This is a genomic window from Micromonospora sp. NBC_01739, assembly GCF_035920385.1.
GTDB lineage: Bacteria > Actinomycetota > Actinomycetes > Mycobacteriales > Micromonosporaceae > Micromonospora.
The window spans coordinates 2,867,479-2,882,949 of the sequence record NZ_CP109151.1 but is presented as its reverse complement, the minus strand read 5'-3'; the positions used below and the strand labels follow the sequence as shown (position 1 = coordinate 2,882,949).

Genomic DNA, 15,471 nt, shown 5'->3' with positions numbered 1-15,471 from the left:
GCTGGCCGTCCGCGATGCGCCGGGGCGGGGGTACCCGACCGGGGGTGACCAGGACGGACGATCCGGTGCGGGGTGGGATATCGGCATGCGTCGGTGTCGGGGCCACGGGCGGTCGGTAGGGGCCTAGACTACGGGCGTCCCACAGTCATCGGGATCGTTCCCAGCCATCGGAGGTCTTCGTGCTGTCACCCGTCACCAACCTGGCCCTGGGGCCGGACTGGCTGGACCCGGAGTGGCTGATCTCGACCTTCGGGCTGATCGGCATCCTGGTGATCGTCTTCGCCGAGTCCGGGCTGCTGATCGGCTTCTTCCTGCCGGGTGACTCGTTGCTGTTCACCACCGGGTTGCTGGTGGCCGACGGGCAGTACCTCAAATATCCGCTGTGGCTGGTGTGTCTGCTCATCACCATCGCCGCGATCGCCGGTGACCAGGTCGGCTACCTGTTCGGCCGCAAGGTCGGCCCGGCCCTGTTCCGGCGGCCGAACTCCCGCCTGTTCAAACAGGAGAACCTGCTCAAGGCGCACGAGTTCTTCGAGAAGTACGGTGCCCGGTCGATCGTGCTGGCCCGGTTCGTGCCGATCGTGCGGACCTTCACCCCGATCGTGGCCGGGGTCAGCCGGATGAACTACCGCACCTTCGTCATCTACAACGTCGTCGGCGGCATCCTGTGGGGCACCGGGGTGACCGTGCTGGGCTACTTCCTCGGGCAGATCCCGTTCGTCAAGGCCAACATCGAGTTCATCCTGATCGGCATCGTGGGGATCTCCGTCCTGCCGATCGCGGTGGAGTTGCTGCGGGCCTGGCTGGGCGCCCGGCGGGGAGTCACCCCCGAGGAGCGGGCCGCCGCCGAGGAGGCGATCCGGGAGACCCGGGAGCACTACGGCAAGCACTGACCGCAGGCCCGGGTCGGTCGGCTCAGCCGGTCCGCAGCCGGTGCAGCCGCAGGGCCAACTGCACCTCCAGGGCCCGTTCGGGTTTCTGCCAGTCCGCGCCGAGCAACTGCCCGACCCGCTCCAGCCGCTGGGTCACCGTGTTGACGTGCACATGCAGCATCTCGGCGGCCCGGGCCAGGCTGCCACCGACCCCGAAGTAGGACTCCAGGGTGCGTACCAGGGCGGTGCCCCGCCGGGCGTCGTAGTCCACCACCGGGCCGATGGTGCTGGCCAGGAACCGGCTGACCTCGGCGTCACCGCCGCCGGAGGCCGTGCCCAGCAGCAGGCCGACGAAGCCCAGCTCGGCGGTGCTGGCACCCTGCCCGGCCCGGCCCAGAGCGCCCAGCGCGGCCAGGCAACGGTCGGCCTCCTGGAAGGCCGTGGCCAGCGAGGTGGGGCCGGTCACCGGGCCGCTGGCCCCGGCGGTCACCGGTCGGGCGGTGACCCGGGACAGATCCCGCGACACCGCCCGGGCGCTGCCGCCGGCATCCTGCCCGGGCAGCATCAGCACCACCCGCCCGTCCCGCGCCGCGGCCAGCCCACCCCGGGTCGAGGCGTACGTGGTGGCCCAGGAGAGCACCCGCTGTCGGGCTGAACCGGTGGCGGCGATGGCGTCGTCGTCGACGGCCACCAGCACGTGCGGGGCGTCCAGGTCGACGCCGAGGCGGCGGGCCCGGCCGCGCAGCGCCTCGATGTCCCGCAGCGGGCGGGCGATCAGGTCGTCGAGCAACTCGCCCCGGACCCGCCCCTCCGCCTCGGCCACGGTACGCCGGAACAGCAGCAGCAGGGCGGTCACCAGCGCGGCCCGTTCCAGGATGCGCTGGTCGGCGTCGGCCAGTTCCCCCTCGGGGTGCAGCACCAGGGCACCCAGGTTCTCCGCTCCGGCCACCACGGCGGCGTACCACAGCTGACCTCGGCGTACGCTGCGTCCCTCGGTCCGGGAGGCGGCCACCGCCTCCACGATGTCCGCCCGGTCCGGCTCGTCGAGTTCACCGACCCGGGCCAGCAGCCGACCCTCGGTGTCCAGCGCCAGCAGGGCCCCACCCAGCACCTCGGTGACCGCCGCGGTGACGTCCTCCACCCCGCCCCCGCGCAGCACCAGGGCGGTCATCCGGTCGTGGGCGGCGGCGGCCCGCTCCACCGAGGCGCTGTGCGCCCGGATGGTGGTGTTGGCCGAGGAGAGCTCCGCCAGGGCGGCCCGGGTCTCGGCCAGCAGCCGGGCGGTGTCGATCGCCACCGCGGCGTGCGCGGCCAGGGAGAGCAGCAGGGCCACCTCCTCCCGGGCGAAGGGTCGGGCCGACCGGTTCGCCGCGTAGAGCACCCCGATGCTGGTGGAGCCGAGCCGCAGCGGCACCCCGAGGATGGCTACCAGCCCCTCCTCACCCACCCCGGCGTCGATCTCCCGGGTGTGGTGGAAACGTTCGTCCTGCGGATAGTTCGCGGTGACGTACGGGGCCCCGGACTGGGCCACCAACCCACCCAGTCCGGCCCCCATCGGCAGCCGCAGCCGCTGGAACCGGGCGGACACCGAGCCGTCGGTGACCCGCATGTAGGTGTCGCCGCGTTCGGCGTCGTTGAGGGTCATGTAGGCGACGTCGGCACCGAGCAGATGCCGGGCCCGGTGCACGATGGCCCGCAGCACCTCGTCCAGGTCACGCAGCCCGGCCAGGTCGCTGACGGTGTCGTACAGGCTGAGCAGCTCGCTCTCCCGACGGCGGCGGCGCTCCAGCAGCGCCCGGACCCGCAGCGCCACCGTCTTGGCCTGCTCCAACTCGGCGATCCGGTCGGCCGGCAGCCCGGCGGAGCGGGCGGCCACCAGCGGCCCCTCGAACTCGACCGGGGCGGCTTCCCGGGCCAGTAGTTCCAGGAACTCCAGCGGCGAGGACATGACCGACATTGTGCGGGGGGCCACTAGTTCGCCGTCCAGCCCCCGTCGAGCGCGATCGAGGTGCCGGTGAGGAAGGCCGCCGGGGGTGCGCACAGGTAGGCCAGCAGCTCCGCCACCTCCTCCGGTTCGATCAGGCGTTTGATCGCGGCCCGAGCCAGCATGATCTTCTCGATCACCTCGTGCTCCGGGATGCCGTGGGTGGCGGCCTGGTCGGCGATCTGACCCTCCACCAGGGCGGTACGCACGTAGGCGGGGTTGATGCAGTTGGCGGTGACCCCGTGCGCCGCCCCCTCCAGGGCCACCACCTTGGACAGCCCTTCCAGCGCGTGTTTGGCCGCGACATACGCCGCCTTGTAGGGCGAGGCGCGCAGCCCGTGCACCGAGGAGATGTTGACGATCCGACCCCAGCCCCGGGCGTACATGTGCGGCAGGGCCCGCCGGATCAACAGGAACGGCGCCTCGACCATCACCCGCTGGAGGTACTCGAAGCGTTCCACCGGAAACTCCTGCACGGGGGCGACGTGCTGGAGGCCGGCGTTGTTGACCACGATGTCCACCTCGGCGTCGAGCCGCTCCACCGCGGCGACGTCCGCCAGGTCCAGTCCGACGGCCCGCCCGCCGGCCTCGGTCGCCACCACCTGGGCCGCCTCGGCGTTGCGGTCGACCACCAGCACCTCGGCGCCGGCCGCGGCCAGCCGCAGGGCACAGGCCCGACCGATGCCGCTGCCGCCACCGGTCACCAGCGCGGTGCGGCCGGTGAGGTCGACGTTCACGACGTGGGGGAGCGCCACGGGTTCTGCCGTCATGGCGCATGAAACTACGAGCTGTACGGCCGAGGGCACATGGCGGCGCAGCACATACTCCGGTGGGATCAGGTGGCCGACGGATACATCTCGGGGCGGGTGAGGTCGCCGCCTGAGGCGGTGCCGCGTGTCCCGGGGCGCGGCCGGGAGACGGCATCGGTAGGGTGTCGAACACACGTACTGCTCGACGGCTGGGAGGGGGAGGCGTGCGGGTGCTCGGCGTCGACCCGGGGCTCACCCGGTGCGGGGTCGGCGTGGTCGAGGGGGTGCCCGGACGTCCCTGCACCCTGGTGGCCTACTACGTGATCTACACCGATCCGGCCGACGAACTGCCGACCCGCCTGCTGCACCTGGACCGGTCGCTGACCGACCTGGTGGCCGAGCACCGGCCGGACAGCGTGGCCGTGGAGCGGGTGTTCAGCCAGCACAACGTGCGTACGGTGATGGGCACCGCGCAGGCCAGCGGGATCGCCGTACTCGCCGGGGCCCGGGCCGGGCTGCCGGTGCAGACGTACACCCCCAGTGAGGTCAAGGCGGCCGTGACCGGTTCCGGTCAGGCCGACAAGGCGCAGATGACGGCCATGGTGACCCGGCTGCTGCGGCTGCCCGAGCCACCCCGCCCGGCCGACGCCGCGGACGCCCTGGCCCTGGCCATCTGTCACGTGTGGCGGGGTGGTACCCGTTCCAAGCTGGCCGCCGCCGCGGACCGGGCGAGACGAGGAGGAGCGAGATGATCGCCAGTGTGCGTGGCGTGGTGACCGCCACCGGCCCGGATCACGCGGTGATCGAGGTCGGCGGGGTCGGCCTGGCCGTGCAGTGCGCCCCGGGCACCATCGCCGACCTGCGGGTCGGCCAGCAGGCCCGACTGGCCACCAGCCTGGTCGTCCGGGAGGACTCGCTGACCCTCTACGGCTTCGCCGACGACGACGCGAAGTCCCTGTTCGAGCTCTTGCAGACCGCCAGTGGGGTGGGCCCCCGCCTGGCCCAGGCGGTGCTGGCCGTGCACACCCCGGACGCGGTACGCAAGGCCATCGCCAACGCCGACACGGCCGCCCTGACCCGGGTCCCCGGCATCGGGAAGAAGGGGGCCGAACGGCTGGTGCTGGAGCTGCGGGACCGGATCGGCCCGGTGGCCGTGGGCGCCGACGGCGCGGCCGGGGTCACCGGTGGTGCCTGGCCGGAGCAGGTCCGCCAGGCGTTGATCGGCCTGGGGTGGACGGCCGGCCAGGCCGACCAGGCGGTGGCCGCGGTGGCGGAGACCGTGGACGGGGCCACCCCGCCGGTGCCGGTGCTGCTCAAGCAGGCCATCCGGATGCTGGGCCGCACCCGATGAGCGCGAGGAGTGAGCCGGGTTTGCGAGCCCCGCAGTCGCGAATGAAGATGATCGCGTGCGCGAGGAGTGAGCCGGGTTTGCCGGCCCCGCAGTCGCGAATGAAGATGATCCCGTGACCGGCCCCGACGGCGGCCTGGTCTCGGCGTACGTCAACGAGGCCGAGCGGGACGCGGAGGTCAGCGTCCGGCCCAAGCGCCTGGACGAGTTCATCGCCCAGCATCGGGTCCGTGACCAACTCGATCTGCTGTTGCAGGGGGCCATGCGGCGCGGTTCGCCGCCGGATCACATCCTGCTGTCCGGGCCGCCCGGCCTGGGCAAGACCACCCTGGCCAACATCGTCGCCGCGGAGCTGGGCTCCGGCATCCGGGTGACCAGCGGGCCGGCGATCGAGCGCTCCGGTGACCTGGCCGCGGTCCTGACCAGCCTCGCCGAGGGGGACGTGCTCTTCATCGACGAGATCCACCGCATCGCCAAACCCGCGGAGGAGCTGCTCTACAGCGCGATGGAGGACTTCCGGGTCGACGTGGTGGTCGGCAAGGGTCCTGGGGCCACCGCCATCCCGTTGGACGTCGAGCCGTTCACCCTGGTCGGCGCGACCACCCGGTCCGGTCTGCTGACCGGCCCGATGCGCGACCGGTTCGGCTTCGTCGCCCACCTGGACTTCTACTCCCCGGCCGACCTGGAGATCCTGCTGCACCGCTCGGCGCGCATCCTCGGCGTACCGATCACCGAGGAGGGGGCCGTCGAGATCGCCGGCCGGTCCCGGGGCACCCCCCGGATCGCCAACCGCCTGCTGCGCCGGGTGCGCGACTACGCCGAGGTACGCGCCGACGGAGTGGTCACCCTGGATACCGCCCGGGCCGCATTGACGGTCTACGATGTGGATGCGCTCGGGCTGGACCGGCTGGACCGAGCGGTGCTCACCGCGCTTGTCGACTCGTTCCGGGGTGGTCCGGTCGGCCTGTCCACCCTCGCGGTGGCGGTGGGGGAGCAGCCGGACACGGTGGAGGAGGTGTGCGAGCCGTTCCTGGTGCGGGCGGGACTGCTGGCCCGTACGCCGCGGGGCCGGGTGGCCACCGAGGCCGCTTGGCGGCACCTTGGCCGTACTCCGCCAAATGGTACATTTGCTGCTGAAGCTCCCCTCGCGCCCGATCTGTTTTCCGTGGACACGGGGGAGCCGTGATCTGTTCGTGATCTGCGGCGCGTTCGGCGTTCCCAGATACAGCGACTAGACTCGCCGCGGTCTGTACAGGATGTGAAAATCCGCCTCCGCTCCGGCGCCACGTGCCGGATCGGGGCTAATGGGAAGGTCGACAACCGTGTTTCACGCAGCAGAAGGCGGCGGAGCGGGTAACTTCACCCCGATCCTCATGATCGCGCTGCTCTTCGGCGTCATGTACTTCATGATGATCCGCCCCCAGCAGAAGCGCCGCCGCGAGGCCGAGGCGATGCAGACCGGTCTCTCCGTCGGCGACGAGGTGGTGACCATCGGCGGGCTGTACGGCACGGTCTCCGGAGTCGAGGACGACAGCGTCCTGCTCGAGGTCGCCCCCGGAGTGCAGACCCGGTACGCCCGACCCGCGATCGCCCGTGTGGTGACCAAGGCGGAGCGTGCCACTGAGCCAGCGGCCGAGGAGACCGACGCCGTCAAGGAGTGAGCATCGCACCCACCTGGTCTGCCGGTGCCCCGGCACGACCAGGTGGGAGAACACCCGCCGCGTCCCCGGCGGGTGGCCGCCGCCGCGGCGGCGCCGACAACTGAATAGCAGGCCGACGCCGGGCGTCGGCGCGCCGGCTCGCCTCCGGTCCACGCGCCCGCGTCGACCACTCCAGGCGGCGGCGTCAGCCCCGGGCGCCGTCGGAAGGCAGATCGTCGGCCGGGAGACCGGCAGACCCGCCGTCGCGCCTGCGGCGGCGCGACCGTACAGGGAGACAAGACAGCCGTGGCACCACCTCAGGGACAGATGCGCCCGGGACGGCAGTTGGCCGTACTGGGCGGCATCTTCGTCGTCCTCTATCTTTTGGTGTTCTTTGCGGGCGGTGCCAGCGGAGGCTGGAAGGACCGGCTCGAACCCCGCCTCGGTCTTGACCTCGTCGGTGGTACCCGGCTGACGTTGGAGGCGACGAACACCCTCGACGGTCGGGCCCCGACGGCGGACAACCTCGAACAGGCCCGCCAGATCATCGAGAGCCGGGTCAACGCCTACGGCGTGGCCGAGGCCGAGGTGGTCACCGAAGGCGACCGCAACATCGTCGTCTCCCTGCCCGGCGAGAACCGCGACCTGACCGAGATCGGTAGCGCCGCCGAGCTGCGCTTCCGCAAGGTCCTGAAGATCGTGGACGGCAGCGGTGCCCTTCCGGCACCGGCACCCGCCCCGTCCGAGGACGCGGAGCCCGCGGCCACCCCGAGCCCCTCCGGCAGCACCAGCCCCACCCCGAACGCCGAGGCCAGCGCCTCGCCGTCCGGCGGTCAGGGCGGCGGTGCCCCCACCCCGGACCCCTCGCAGAGCCCGAGCGCCGCCCCGTCGCCGAGCGCCAGCCCGTCGCCGGGCGCCAGCGAGGAGCCGGTGCCGCAGACCCTGGAGGAGCAGCGCAAGGCCGTCGAGGAGAAGGTCGGCGCGGAGGCCTGGGCCGCCGCCAGCGGGCTGCAGGCCCCGGCCGACTTCAGCGCCGATCCGTCGCTGGCCGAGAAGCTCAAGCCCTTCGCCGAGCTGACCGGCCGTGAGGTCGCGGTGCTCCCGACCCAGATGCAGTTCAACGTGCCGACCATCGGCTGCCTTCAGCTCGACGACCGGCCCCCGGCGTCCATCTCCGCCCCGGACCAGCAGGTCGTCGCCTGTGAGGGCGGCTACGCCAAGAACCTGCTGGACCAGGCCAAGGTGCTCGGTACCGACGTCGACTCGGCCGCCGCGGTGCGCGACCAGACCAGCCAGTGGGTGGTCAGCCTGGACTTCACCCGCGACGGCCAGGAGAAGTGGACCGCGCTGACCCGCGAGGCCTTCAACAACGAGGGCCAGGCCTGTGACCCTTCCGCGCTCGGTGACGAGGGCCGGTGCCGGGTGGCCGTGGTGCTGGACAACGCGATCATCTCCTCGCCGCAGATCCAGGGGGTGCTCACCGGCAACTCCCAGATCACCGGCAACTTCAGCAACGCCGAGGCCAGCGAGCTGGCCGGCTACCTGAACTACGGCGCCCTGCCGGTCACCTTCGAGGCGCAGGAGCAGCAGAACGTCACCGCCACCCTGGGCGCCAGCTACCTGCGGGCCGGTCTGCTCGCGGCCGGCATCGGCATGCTGCTGGTCATCATCTACTCGTTCTTCTACTACCGACTGCTCGGCTCGGTGATCTTCGCCAGCCTGGTGCTGTCGGCCCTGCTGCTCTTCGGCGCCCTGGTGGTGCTGGGCCGGCAGATCGGCTTCACCCTCACCCTCGCCGGCATCTCCGGCATCATCGTCTCGCTAGGTGTGGCGGCGGACTCCTTCGTCATCTACTTCGAGCGATTGAAGGACGAGATTCGCGAGGGCCGCAACCCGCGCAGCGCGGTCTCCCGTGCATGGGTCCGCGCCCGCCGTACGATCATCTCGGCGAACGCCATCACGATCATGTCGGCGGTGGTCCTCTACGTCGTCTCGGTCGGCGCGGTCAAGGGATTCGCCTTCGCCCTGGGTCTGGCCACCGTGCTGGACCTGGTCGTGGTCTTCCTCTTCCGGCACCCGATGATGACGATGCTCGCCCGGAGCCGGGCGTTCCTGTCCCCGCGGGTCAGTGGTCTGGGCCGGGTGCTACCGGCCAAGACGGAGCAGCCCCAGTCCCGCAACCCGCGTGTCAAGGAGGCCTGAGATGGCTGCTGAGAACTCTCTGGCAAGCCGCCTCTACCGGGGCGACGCCGGCCTCAACGTCGTCGGCCGGCGCAAGATGTGGTTCACCGCGGCGGCCATCCTGGTGCTGATCGCGTTGGGCAGCATCCTCATCAAGGGGTTCAACCCGGGCATCGAGTTCGCCGGCGGCAACTCGTTCCAGATCCCCACCAGTGTGGGCAGCATGCAGCAGGCCGAGACCACTGCCGGTGAGTCGTTGAGCACCGAGGGTGCCCACGTGGTCACCGCCCAGCAGGTCGGTGGGGCCGGTGGCTCCTTCTACGAGCTGCGGACCACCCAGCTCGACCAGACGCAGGCCGAGACCGTCCGGCTCGACATGGCCGAGCGGTTCGGCATCGACCCGAACGAGATCAGCGCCAACCGGGTCAGCGAGGCCTGGGGAAGCCAGGTGACCAACCGGGCCGTGCTCGGTCTGGTCATCTTCATCGCCCTGGTGACGGTCTACCTGGTTATGCGCTTCGAGTGGCAGATGGCGGCCGCGGCCATCTTCTCCCTGCTGACGAACCTGGCGCTCACCGCCGGCATCTACTCGATCGTCGGCTTCGAGGTCACCCCGTCGACGATCATCGGTTTCCTCACCATTCTGGGCTTCGCGCTCTATGACGTGGTGGTGGTCTTCGACAAGGTGCAGGAGAACGCCAAGGGCATCACCGCGAGCAACAACCAGACCTACGGCGAGGCGGCCAACCTGGCCGTCAACCAGAGCCTCATGCGCTCGGTCAACACCTCCGTGGTGGCCCTGCTGCCGGTCGGCGGCATCCTCTTCATCGGTGCCGGCCTGCTCGGTGCGGGCACCCTGAAGGACCTGGGTCTGGTGCTGTTCGTCGGTATGGCGATGGCGTTCGTCACCTCGATCACCCTGGCCACCCCGCTGCTGGTGGTGCTGAAGAACCGCGACCCGCGGATCCAGGCGCACAACAAGCGGGTGGAGGCCCGCCGGGCCAACCCGGTGCCGGTCAAGGAGACCCGCAGCAAGGCGGCTCCGGCCGCCGCGGCCGAGCGGGAGGACGAGGAGCCGGTACCGGCGCAGGCCGATGCGGCTCTGGCCGATGCGGCTCTGGCCGGTGCGGCAGCCCCGAAGGTGGGTGCCCGTCCGGCCGGCAAGCGCTCCGGCGGGGCCCGCGGTGGGCGGCCCGGCGGGGGCAACCGCCCGGGTGGCGCAAAGCGACGCTGAGCGACCCCGGGTACACCCGGTAGGAACTGATCCGGCGGCGTCCGGCATGCTGTGCGAGCAGAATGCCGGACGCCGTCGGCGTCATGGAAGGGGAGCGCAGCTACCGTGACGGAGACCCACAGCAGCGGGGTACGGGGAGACTTCGGCCCGGAGGTGGCCCAGCTGGTCGCCGGCCGGGTGCTCGACGTGCCCGACTTCCCCAAGCCCGGTGTGATGTTCAAGGACCTCATGCCGTTGTTCGCCGACGGTGCGGCCTTCCGTGAGGTGATCGACGGGATCGTCGCGTACCACGGACCGGAGTCCTTCGACACCGTGGTCGGCATCGAGGCCCGGGGCTTCGTCGTCGCCGCGGCCATCGCGTACGCCACCGGGGTAGGGGTGGTGCCGGTCCGCAAGGCCGGCAAGCTTCCCCGCCCCGCGTACGCCGCCTCCTATGCCCTGGAGTACGGCGAGGCCACCCTGGAAGTGCACCAGGACGCCTTCACCGCCGGCCATCGGGTCCTGGTGGTGGACGACGTACTGGCCACCGGGGGGACCGCCGCGGCGACCCTGGATCTGGTGGAACGGGCCGGTGGCACGGTGTCCGGGTTCACCGTGCTGCTGGAGTTGGCCTTCCTCAAGGGGCGGGAGCGGCTGGCGCCGCGTACCGTCCATGCCCTGTTGACCGTTTGAGGTCCGACTGCCACCGGGCGGAGTCGGCACGGTACGTCCGGCGGAGCGGCAGGGCACTGCGGGTGCGGGTAGCATTGCCCATTGCTGACCGGACGGTGACCCGTCCGAGCGGCACGAGACCAGGCCGGCCGGCGCACGGTCGGTTCGTTCCGGCGAGCGGTGAGGAGGCCGGTGTCCCACGATGTCGCCCCTCCGGTGGAGGGCACGGTGCACCCGACAGGCGACGCGGACGGCTCGGTGACCGATCGCAACAGCGCCGCTGCGGCGCCGGGCGGCGGGCCCGCCACGGTGCTGCCCACCGGCGATGTGGCCCGAACGGGTGTCGGAGCCGAGGTGGCACCGGTCGACCCCGTTGTCGACTCCCCGCCCAGCAGTGGCTTCGCCCTGTCCAACGCGCCCACCGGGCGGCGGGTCCGGGCCCGGCTGGCCCGGTTCAACGCCCCCTGGCAGTCCTCGCAGGTCAGCGAGGTTCTTGAGCCTCTGATCTCCTCCCATCGGGAGAATCACCCCAAGGCTGACGCGCGGCTGTTGCAGCGCGCCTTCGACACCGCGGCCCGCTGGCACTCCGGCCAGTACCGCAAGTCCGGCGACCCGTACATCACCCATCCCCTGGCGGTGGCCACCATCCTGGCCAACCTGGGCATGGACACCACCACCCTGGTCGCCGCGCTGCTGCACGACACCATCGAGGACACCGAGTACACCCTCGACCAGATGCGTGCCGACTTCGGTGGCGAGGTCGCCCTGCTGGTCGACGGGGTCACCAAGCTGGACAAGGTCAAGCTCGGTGACGCGGCCAAGGCGGAGACCATCCGCAAGATGGTCGTGGCCATGGCCAAGGACCCCCGGGTTCTGGTGATCAAGCTGGCCGACCGGCTGCACAACATGCGTACCCTGACCTTCCTGCCCCGGCCCAAGCAGGAGCAGAAAGCTAAGGAGACCCTGGAGATCCTCGCCCCACTCGCGCACCGCCTCGGTATGAACACCATCAAGTGGGAGCTGGAGGATCTGGCCTTCGGCACCCTGTTCCCGAAGCGGTTCGAGGAGATCAACCGGCTGATCGGGGAGCACCAGCCGCAGCGGGAGGCGTTGCTGCGGCAGGTGACCCAGAAGGTGCAGACCGACCTGAAGGCCGCCAAGATCAAGGCGGAGACCACCGGTCGGCCGAAGCACCTGTACTCGATCTACCAGAAGATGATCGTGCGGGGTCGGGACTTCAACGACATCTACGACCTGGTAGGTGTGCGGATCCTGGTCGACACGGTACGGGACTGCTACGCGGCGTTGGGGGTCATCCACGCCAACTGGCAGCCGGTGCCGGGCCGGTTCAAGGACTACATCGCCATGCCCAAGTTCAACATGTACCAGTCGTTGCACACCACCGTGATCGGGCCTACCGGCAAGCCGGTGGAGATGCAGATCCGCACGTACGCGATGCACCGCACGGCGGAGTTCGGCATCGCGGCGCACTGGAAGTACAAGGAACACAAGGGCACCCAGATCGTCGGCCCACCGGCGCACATCGACGAGATGACCTGGCTGCGGCAGCTGCTGGACTGGCAGCGGGAGGCCGCCGACCCGAGCGAGTTCCTGGACGCGCTGCGGTTCGACCTGTCCAGCCAGGAGGTGTACGTCTTCACCCCCAAGGGCGACGTCATCCCCCTGCCTACCGGGTCCACCCCGGTGGACTTCGCGTACGCGGTGCACACCGAGGTCGGGCACAAGTGCATCGGCGCGCGGGTCAACGGCAAGCTGGTGCCGCTGGAATCGACCCTGTCCAACGGCGACGTGATCGAGATCTTCACCTCGAAGTCCGAGACCGCCGGCCCGACGCAGGACTGGCTGGGCTTCGTCAAGAGCCCCCGGGCGCGGACGAAGATCCGGCAGTACTTCAACAAGGAGCGTCGCGAGGAGGCGATCGAGGAGGGCAAGGACGCGATCGTCAAGGCGATGCGTAAGCAGGGCATGCCCCTGCAGCGGATGCTCACCTCCGACAACCTGATGGCGATCGCCCGGGACCTGCACCTGGCCGACGTGGCCTCGCTGTACGCGGCCGTCGGCGACAGCCAGGTCTCCGCCCAGTCGGTGGTGCAGAAGCTGATGGCCACCTACGGCGGGGAGGAGGGCGCGGCCGAGGACATCGCCGAGACCGCCGTGGCCACCCGGCCGCCGCGCAGCCGGGTCTCCAGCCACGACCCGGGTGTGGTCGTACGCGGGGTCAGCGACGTCTGGATCAAACTGGCCCGCTGCTGCACCCCGGTGCCCCCGGACTCGGTCTTCGGCTTCGTCACCCGCTCCGGCGGGGTCAGCGTGCACCGCGACGACTGCGCCAACGCCGAGGACCTGCGCGCCCAGGGGGAACGGGTGGTCGAGGTGAGTTGGAAGCTCACCTCCGCCTCGACCTTCCTGGTGGCCATCCAGGTGGAGGCCCTCGACCGGCACAAGCTGCTGGCCGACGTCACCCGGGTGCTCTCCGAGGAGCGGGTCAACATCCTCTCCGCCACGGTCACCACCACCCGGGACCGGGTGGCGGTCAGCCGGTTCAGCTTCGAGATGGCCGACCCCAAGCACCTGGGTCACCTGCTCGCCGCCGTACGCAAGGTAGACGGCGTCTTCGACGCCTACCGCGTAACCTCCGGCTCCTAACCCACCCACCCTTCCACCGCACCCCGCCCACGCCCTGCGTCGGGCGGGACTGTGCGTCGAGCGAGCTCTGTGTCGGGCGAGCTCTGCGGCGATCTTGCACTTTTCGTCGCCGCATATTGGGGTGAATGCCGCATAAGGGCGACACAAAGTGCAAGATCGCGGGTGCGGGTGCGGGTGCGGGTGCGGGTGCGGGTGCGGGTGCGGGTGCGGGTGCGGGTGCGGGGCACGCGACGGCGGGATGCGGAAGCGCCCGCCGGCTCCAGCCGGCGGGCGCTTCGAAGGTGTGGGGCTTGGGTCAGCTCATCGTCAGGTCGGTGATGACGACTTCCTTCTTGGGGTGGCCGCCCCCGGCCTGCTGGGCGAAGGCGCCGTCGTCGCCGGCCTTGGCGACGTCCTCGACGATGTCCATGCCGCTGGTGATGGTGCCGAGCACGGTGTAGTTCGGATCCAGCGGCGAGTCACCGTAGACGATGAAGAACTGGCTGCCGCTGCTGGCCGGCTGGCCCGAGTTGGCCATCGCGATGACACCCGCAGGGTACGGCGGGCGCTTGTCGGTGGGCAGGTTCTCCTCGGCCATCCGGTAGCTGGGGCCGCCGGTGCCGTCGCTGTCCCGCCAGCCCTCGCCGGTGGCGCTAGGGTCGCCGCACTGAAGGACCTTGATGCCCTCGGTCACCAGGCGGTGGCACTTGGTGTTGTCGAAGAAGTTCTGCTCGGCCAGGTGGATGAAGCTGCCCGAGGTGCAGGGCACCGCCGACCGGTCGATCCGGGCGGTGATCGGACCGAGGTTGGTGGTGATCGTCATGGTCTGGCTGCCGACCTTGCTCTGCTCGACCGGCGGCAACCCGACGTCCTTGGTCGTCGGGCTCCGCTCGCCGTTGGGCAGCTCGACCCAGTCACACTGCACCGTGTCCGCGCTCTGGGCGGTGGTGTCGGTGCCGCTGTCGTCGCCGATCAGGCTGGTGGCCAGCCAGACCGTGCCGGCGACCACCAGCAGCAGGACCACGCCGCCGCCCACGACCGCCTGGGTCTGCCGGCGCTTGCGGGCCCGGGCGGCCCGCTCGGCCATCTCCTTCTCGAGCCGGGCGCGGGCCGCCGCGCGCTGCCGCTCTCTGGTGGACGTCACGCCTCGATCCTCCTGGACTGTCTGTGGATGCCGCTGCCCGTCGTGGGTCAGCCGGCGTTCGGGCTGGCCTCTGGTGAACCGGAGACCGCCGGGCTCGGCGTACCCGTGGGGTCGGTGGGCGATGCCGGGTCCAGCACCGGCTCACCGACGGTCAGGCTCTGGATGACCACGTCGTTCTCCGGCTTTACCTTCTCCCCGGCCCCATTGTCCACCGTCGGCAGGGCACCGATCTTCTCCACCACGTCGAGGCCCCCGGTCACCCGCCCGATGATCGGGTACGCCGGCTCGTGGCTGATGGAGTCCTTGAAGAAGATCAGGAACTGGCTGCTGTTGGCACCCGGCGGGTTCGAGATCATCGCCACCGTGCCCTTGGGGTACGTCGGCGGCTCGGTGGCCGGGGCCGGGCTGCTCTCCGGGGCGGTGGGGACGTTCTCGCTGTAGAACGAGTACGCCGGGCCGCCGAGCCCGGTGCCGCTCGGGTCGCCGCAGCGCAGCGCACCCTCGGCCGTGATCTCGTGGCAGTTGGTGTTGTCGTAGAACGACTGGCTAGCCAGGTGGGCGATGCTCGCGGCGGCACAGGGGGCCTTGGCGAGATCCAACTCGATGTTGATCGGTGCGCCCTGGTTGGTGGTCACCGTCATCGGGCGGGTGCCGGTGGTCGGCAGACCGGTGGTGGCCGGCTCCCCGACCTCCTTGAGGTTGCTGTTGCCCTGGGTGTTCTGCGGGGTCCACAGGCAGATCTCCGGGCTGGCGGTGTCCTCGGTCGGTTCCCGGTCGAACGCGCCCAGCGCCCAGGCTGAGCCGACGACGACGAGGACGAGGATCAGGGCGGTGCCGACCCCGGCGCGAATCTGTCGGCGCCGTTTGACGGCGGCGGCCCGACGAGCCATCTGCCGGTCGAGCTTGGCCCGCGCGAGTTTGCGCTGCCGATCCCTGCTGGAAGCCACCCGTGCTCCCCTTCCTCTACCCTGGTTGTCAGTCGCTGGTGCGCGTACCCGTCGGGCGGCGGGTGCGCCACGCCA

At 70.9% G+C, this 15,471-nt stretch carries 13 protein-coding genes; 9 read left to right on the top strand and 4 right to left on the bottom strand.

Features of this window, described 5'->3' with window-relative positions; translation table 11 throughout:
• Window positions 1-179: 179 nt before the first annotated feature.
• A complete protein-coding gene (locus OIE53_RS12650; protein ID WP_327026797.1) occupies window positions 180-893 on the top strand; it encodes a DedA family protein in 714 nt (237 codons plus the stop codon).
• A gap of 22 nt (window positions 894-915) precedes the next feature.
• On the opposite strand, the gene OIE53_RS12645 is transcribed toward OIE53_RS12650, so the two are convergent.
• Window positions 916-2,829, bottom strand: coding sequence for a helix-turn-helix domain-containing protein (locus tag OIE53_RS12645; RefSeq protein ID WP_327026796.1), 1,914 nt, complete (start codon window positions 2,827-2,829; stop codon window positions 916-918).
• Between the two features lie 14 nt (window positions 2,830-2,843).
• Window positions 2,844-3,626, bottom strand: coding sequence for a 3-hydroxybutyrate dehydrogenase (locus OIE53_RS12640; RefSeq protein ID WP_327026795.1), 783 nt, complete (start codon window positions 3,624-3,626; stop codon window positions 2,844-2,846).
• Window positions 3,627-3,829: 203 nt separating this feature from the next.
• On the opposite strand from OIE53_RS12640, the gene ruvC reads away from it, so the two are divergent.
• From ruvC to OIE53_RS12600, 8 genes are all read left to right on the top strand, one after another.
• A complete protein-coding gene (gene ruvC, locus OIE53_RS12635) occupies window positions 3,830-4,357 on the top strand; it encodes a crossover junction endodeoxyribonuclease RuvC (RefSeq protein ID WP_327026794.1) in 528 nt (175 codons plus the stop codon).
• Window positions 4,354-4,956 (top strand): Holliday junction branch migration protein RuvA, encoded by a 603-nt coding sequence (gene ruvA, locus OIE53_RS12630; RefSeq protein WP_327026793.1) that lies wholly within the window; start codon window positions 4,354-4,356, stop codon window positions 4,954-4,956. The genes ruvC and ruvA overlap by 4 nt, the downstream gene beginning before the upstream one ends.
• A gap of 112 nt (window positions 4,957-5,068) precedes the next feature.
• The gene (gene ruvB, locus OIE53_RS12625) at window positions 5,069-6,139 is read left to right on the top strand and encodes a Holliday junction branch migration DNA helicase RuvB (RefSeq protein ID WP_327026792.1); all 1,071 of its coding nucleotides are present in this window, start codon (window positions 5,069-5,071) and stop codon (window positions 6,137-6,139) included.
• 136 nt (window positions 6,140-6,275) lie between these two features.
• The gene (yajC, locus tag OIE53_RS12620) at window positions 6,276-6,614 is read left to right on the top strand and encodes a preprotein translocase subunit YajC (protein WP_327026791.1); all 339 of its coding nucleotides are present in this window, start codon (window positions 6,276-6,278) and stop codon (window positions 6,612-6,614) included.
• A gap of 285 nt (window positions 6,615-6,899) precedes the next feature.
• Window positions 6,900-8,795, top strand: a complete 1,896-nt coding sequence (gene secD / locus OIE53_RS12615) for a protein translocase subunit SecD (protein ID WP_327026790.1) — start codon at window positions 6,900-6,902, stop codon at window positions 8,793-8,795.
• A gap of 1 nt (window position 8,796) precedes the next feature.
• Window positions 8,797-10,008 (top strand): protein translocase subunit SecF, encoded by a 1,212-nt coding sequence (secF, locus tag OIE53_RS12610; protein ID WP_327026789.1) that lies wholly within the window; start codon window positions 8,797-8,799, stop codon window positions 10,006-10,008.
• Between the two features lie 105 nt (window positions 10,009-10,113).
• Entirely contained in the window at window positions 10,114-10,680 is a 567-nt protein-coding gene (locus tag OIE53_RS12605) for an adenine phosphoribosyltransferase (protein WP_327026788.1), read from the top strand.
• 195 nt (window positions 10,681-10,875) lie between these two features.
• On the top strand, window positions 10,876-13,326 hold the full coding sequence (locus tag OIE53_RS12600; RefSeq protein ID WP_327027170.1) for a RelA/SpoT family protein: 2,451 nt from the start codon (window positions 10,876-10,878) through the stop codon (window positions 13,324-13,326).
• 295 nt (window positions 13,327-13,621) lie between these two features.
• On the opposite strand, the gene OIE53_RS12595 is transcribed toward OIE53_RS12600, so the two are convergent.
• Together OIE53_RS12595 and OIE53_RS12590 are read right to left on the bottom strand one after the other, a co-directional pair.
• Window positions 13,622-14,449 (bottom strand): peptidylprolyl isomerase, encoded by an 828-nt coding sequence (locus tag OIE53_RS12595; protein WP_327026787.1) that lies wholly within the window; start codon window positions 14,447-14,449, stop codon window positions 13,622-13,624.
• Between the two features lie 47 nt (window positions 14,450-14,496).
• Entirely contained in the window at window positions 14,497-15,396 is a 900-nt protein-coding gene (locus tag OIE53_RS12590; RefSeq protein WP_327026786.1) for a peptidylprolyl isomerase, read from the bottom strand.
• Window positions 15,397-15,471: the final 75 nt, after the last annotated feature.

What these genes read in the sequence shown, in the direction of transcription:
- ruvA (WP_327026793.1), top strand. Translation starts at nt 4,354, where the DNA reads ATGATCGCCAGTGTGCGTGGCGTGGTGACCGCCACCGGCCCGGATCAC.
- OIE53_RS12640 (WP_327026795.1), bottom strand. Translation starts at nt 3,626, where the DNA reads ATGACGGCAGAACCCGTGGCGCTCCCCCACGTCGTGAACGTCGACCTC.
- secF (WP_327026789.1), top strand. Translation starts at nt 8,797, where the DNA reads ATGGCTGCTGAGAACTCTCTGGCAAGCCGCCTCTACCGGGGCGACGCC.
- OIE53_RS12645 (WP_327026796.1), bottom strand. Translation starts at nt 2,829, where the DNA reads ATGTCGGTCATGTCCTCGCCGCTGGAGTTCCTGGAACTACTGGCCCGG.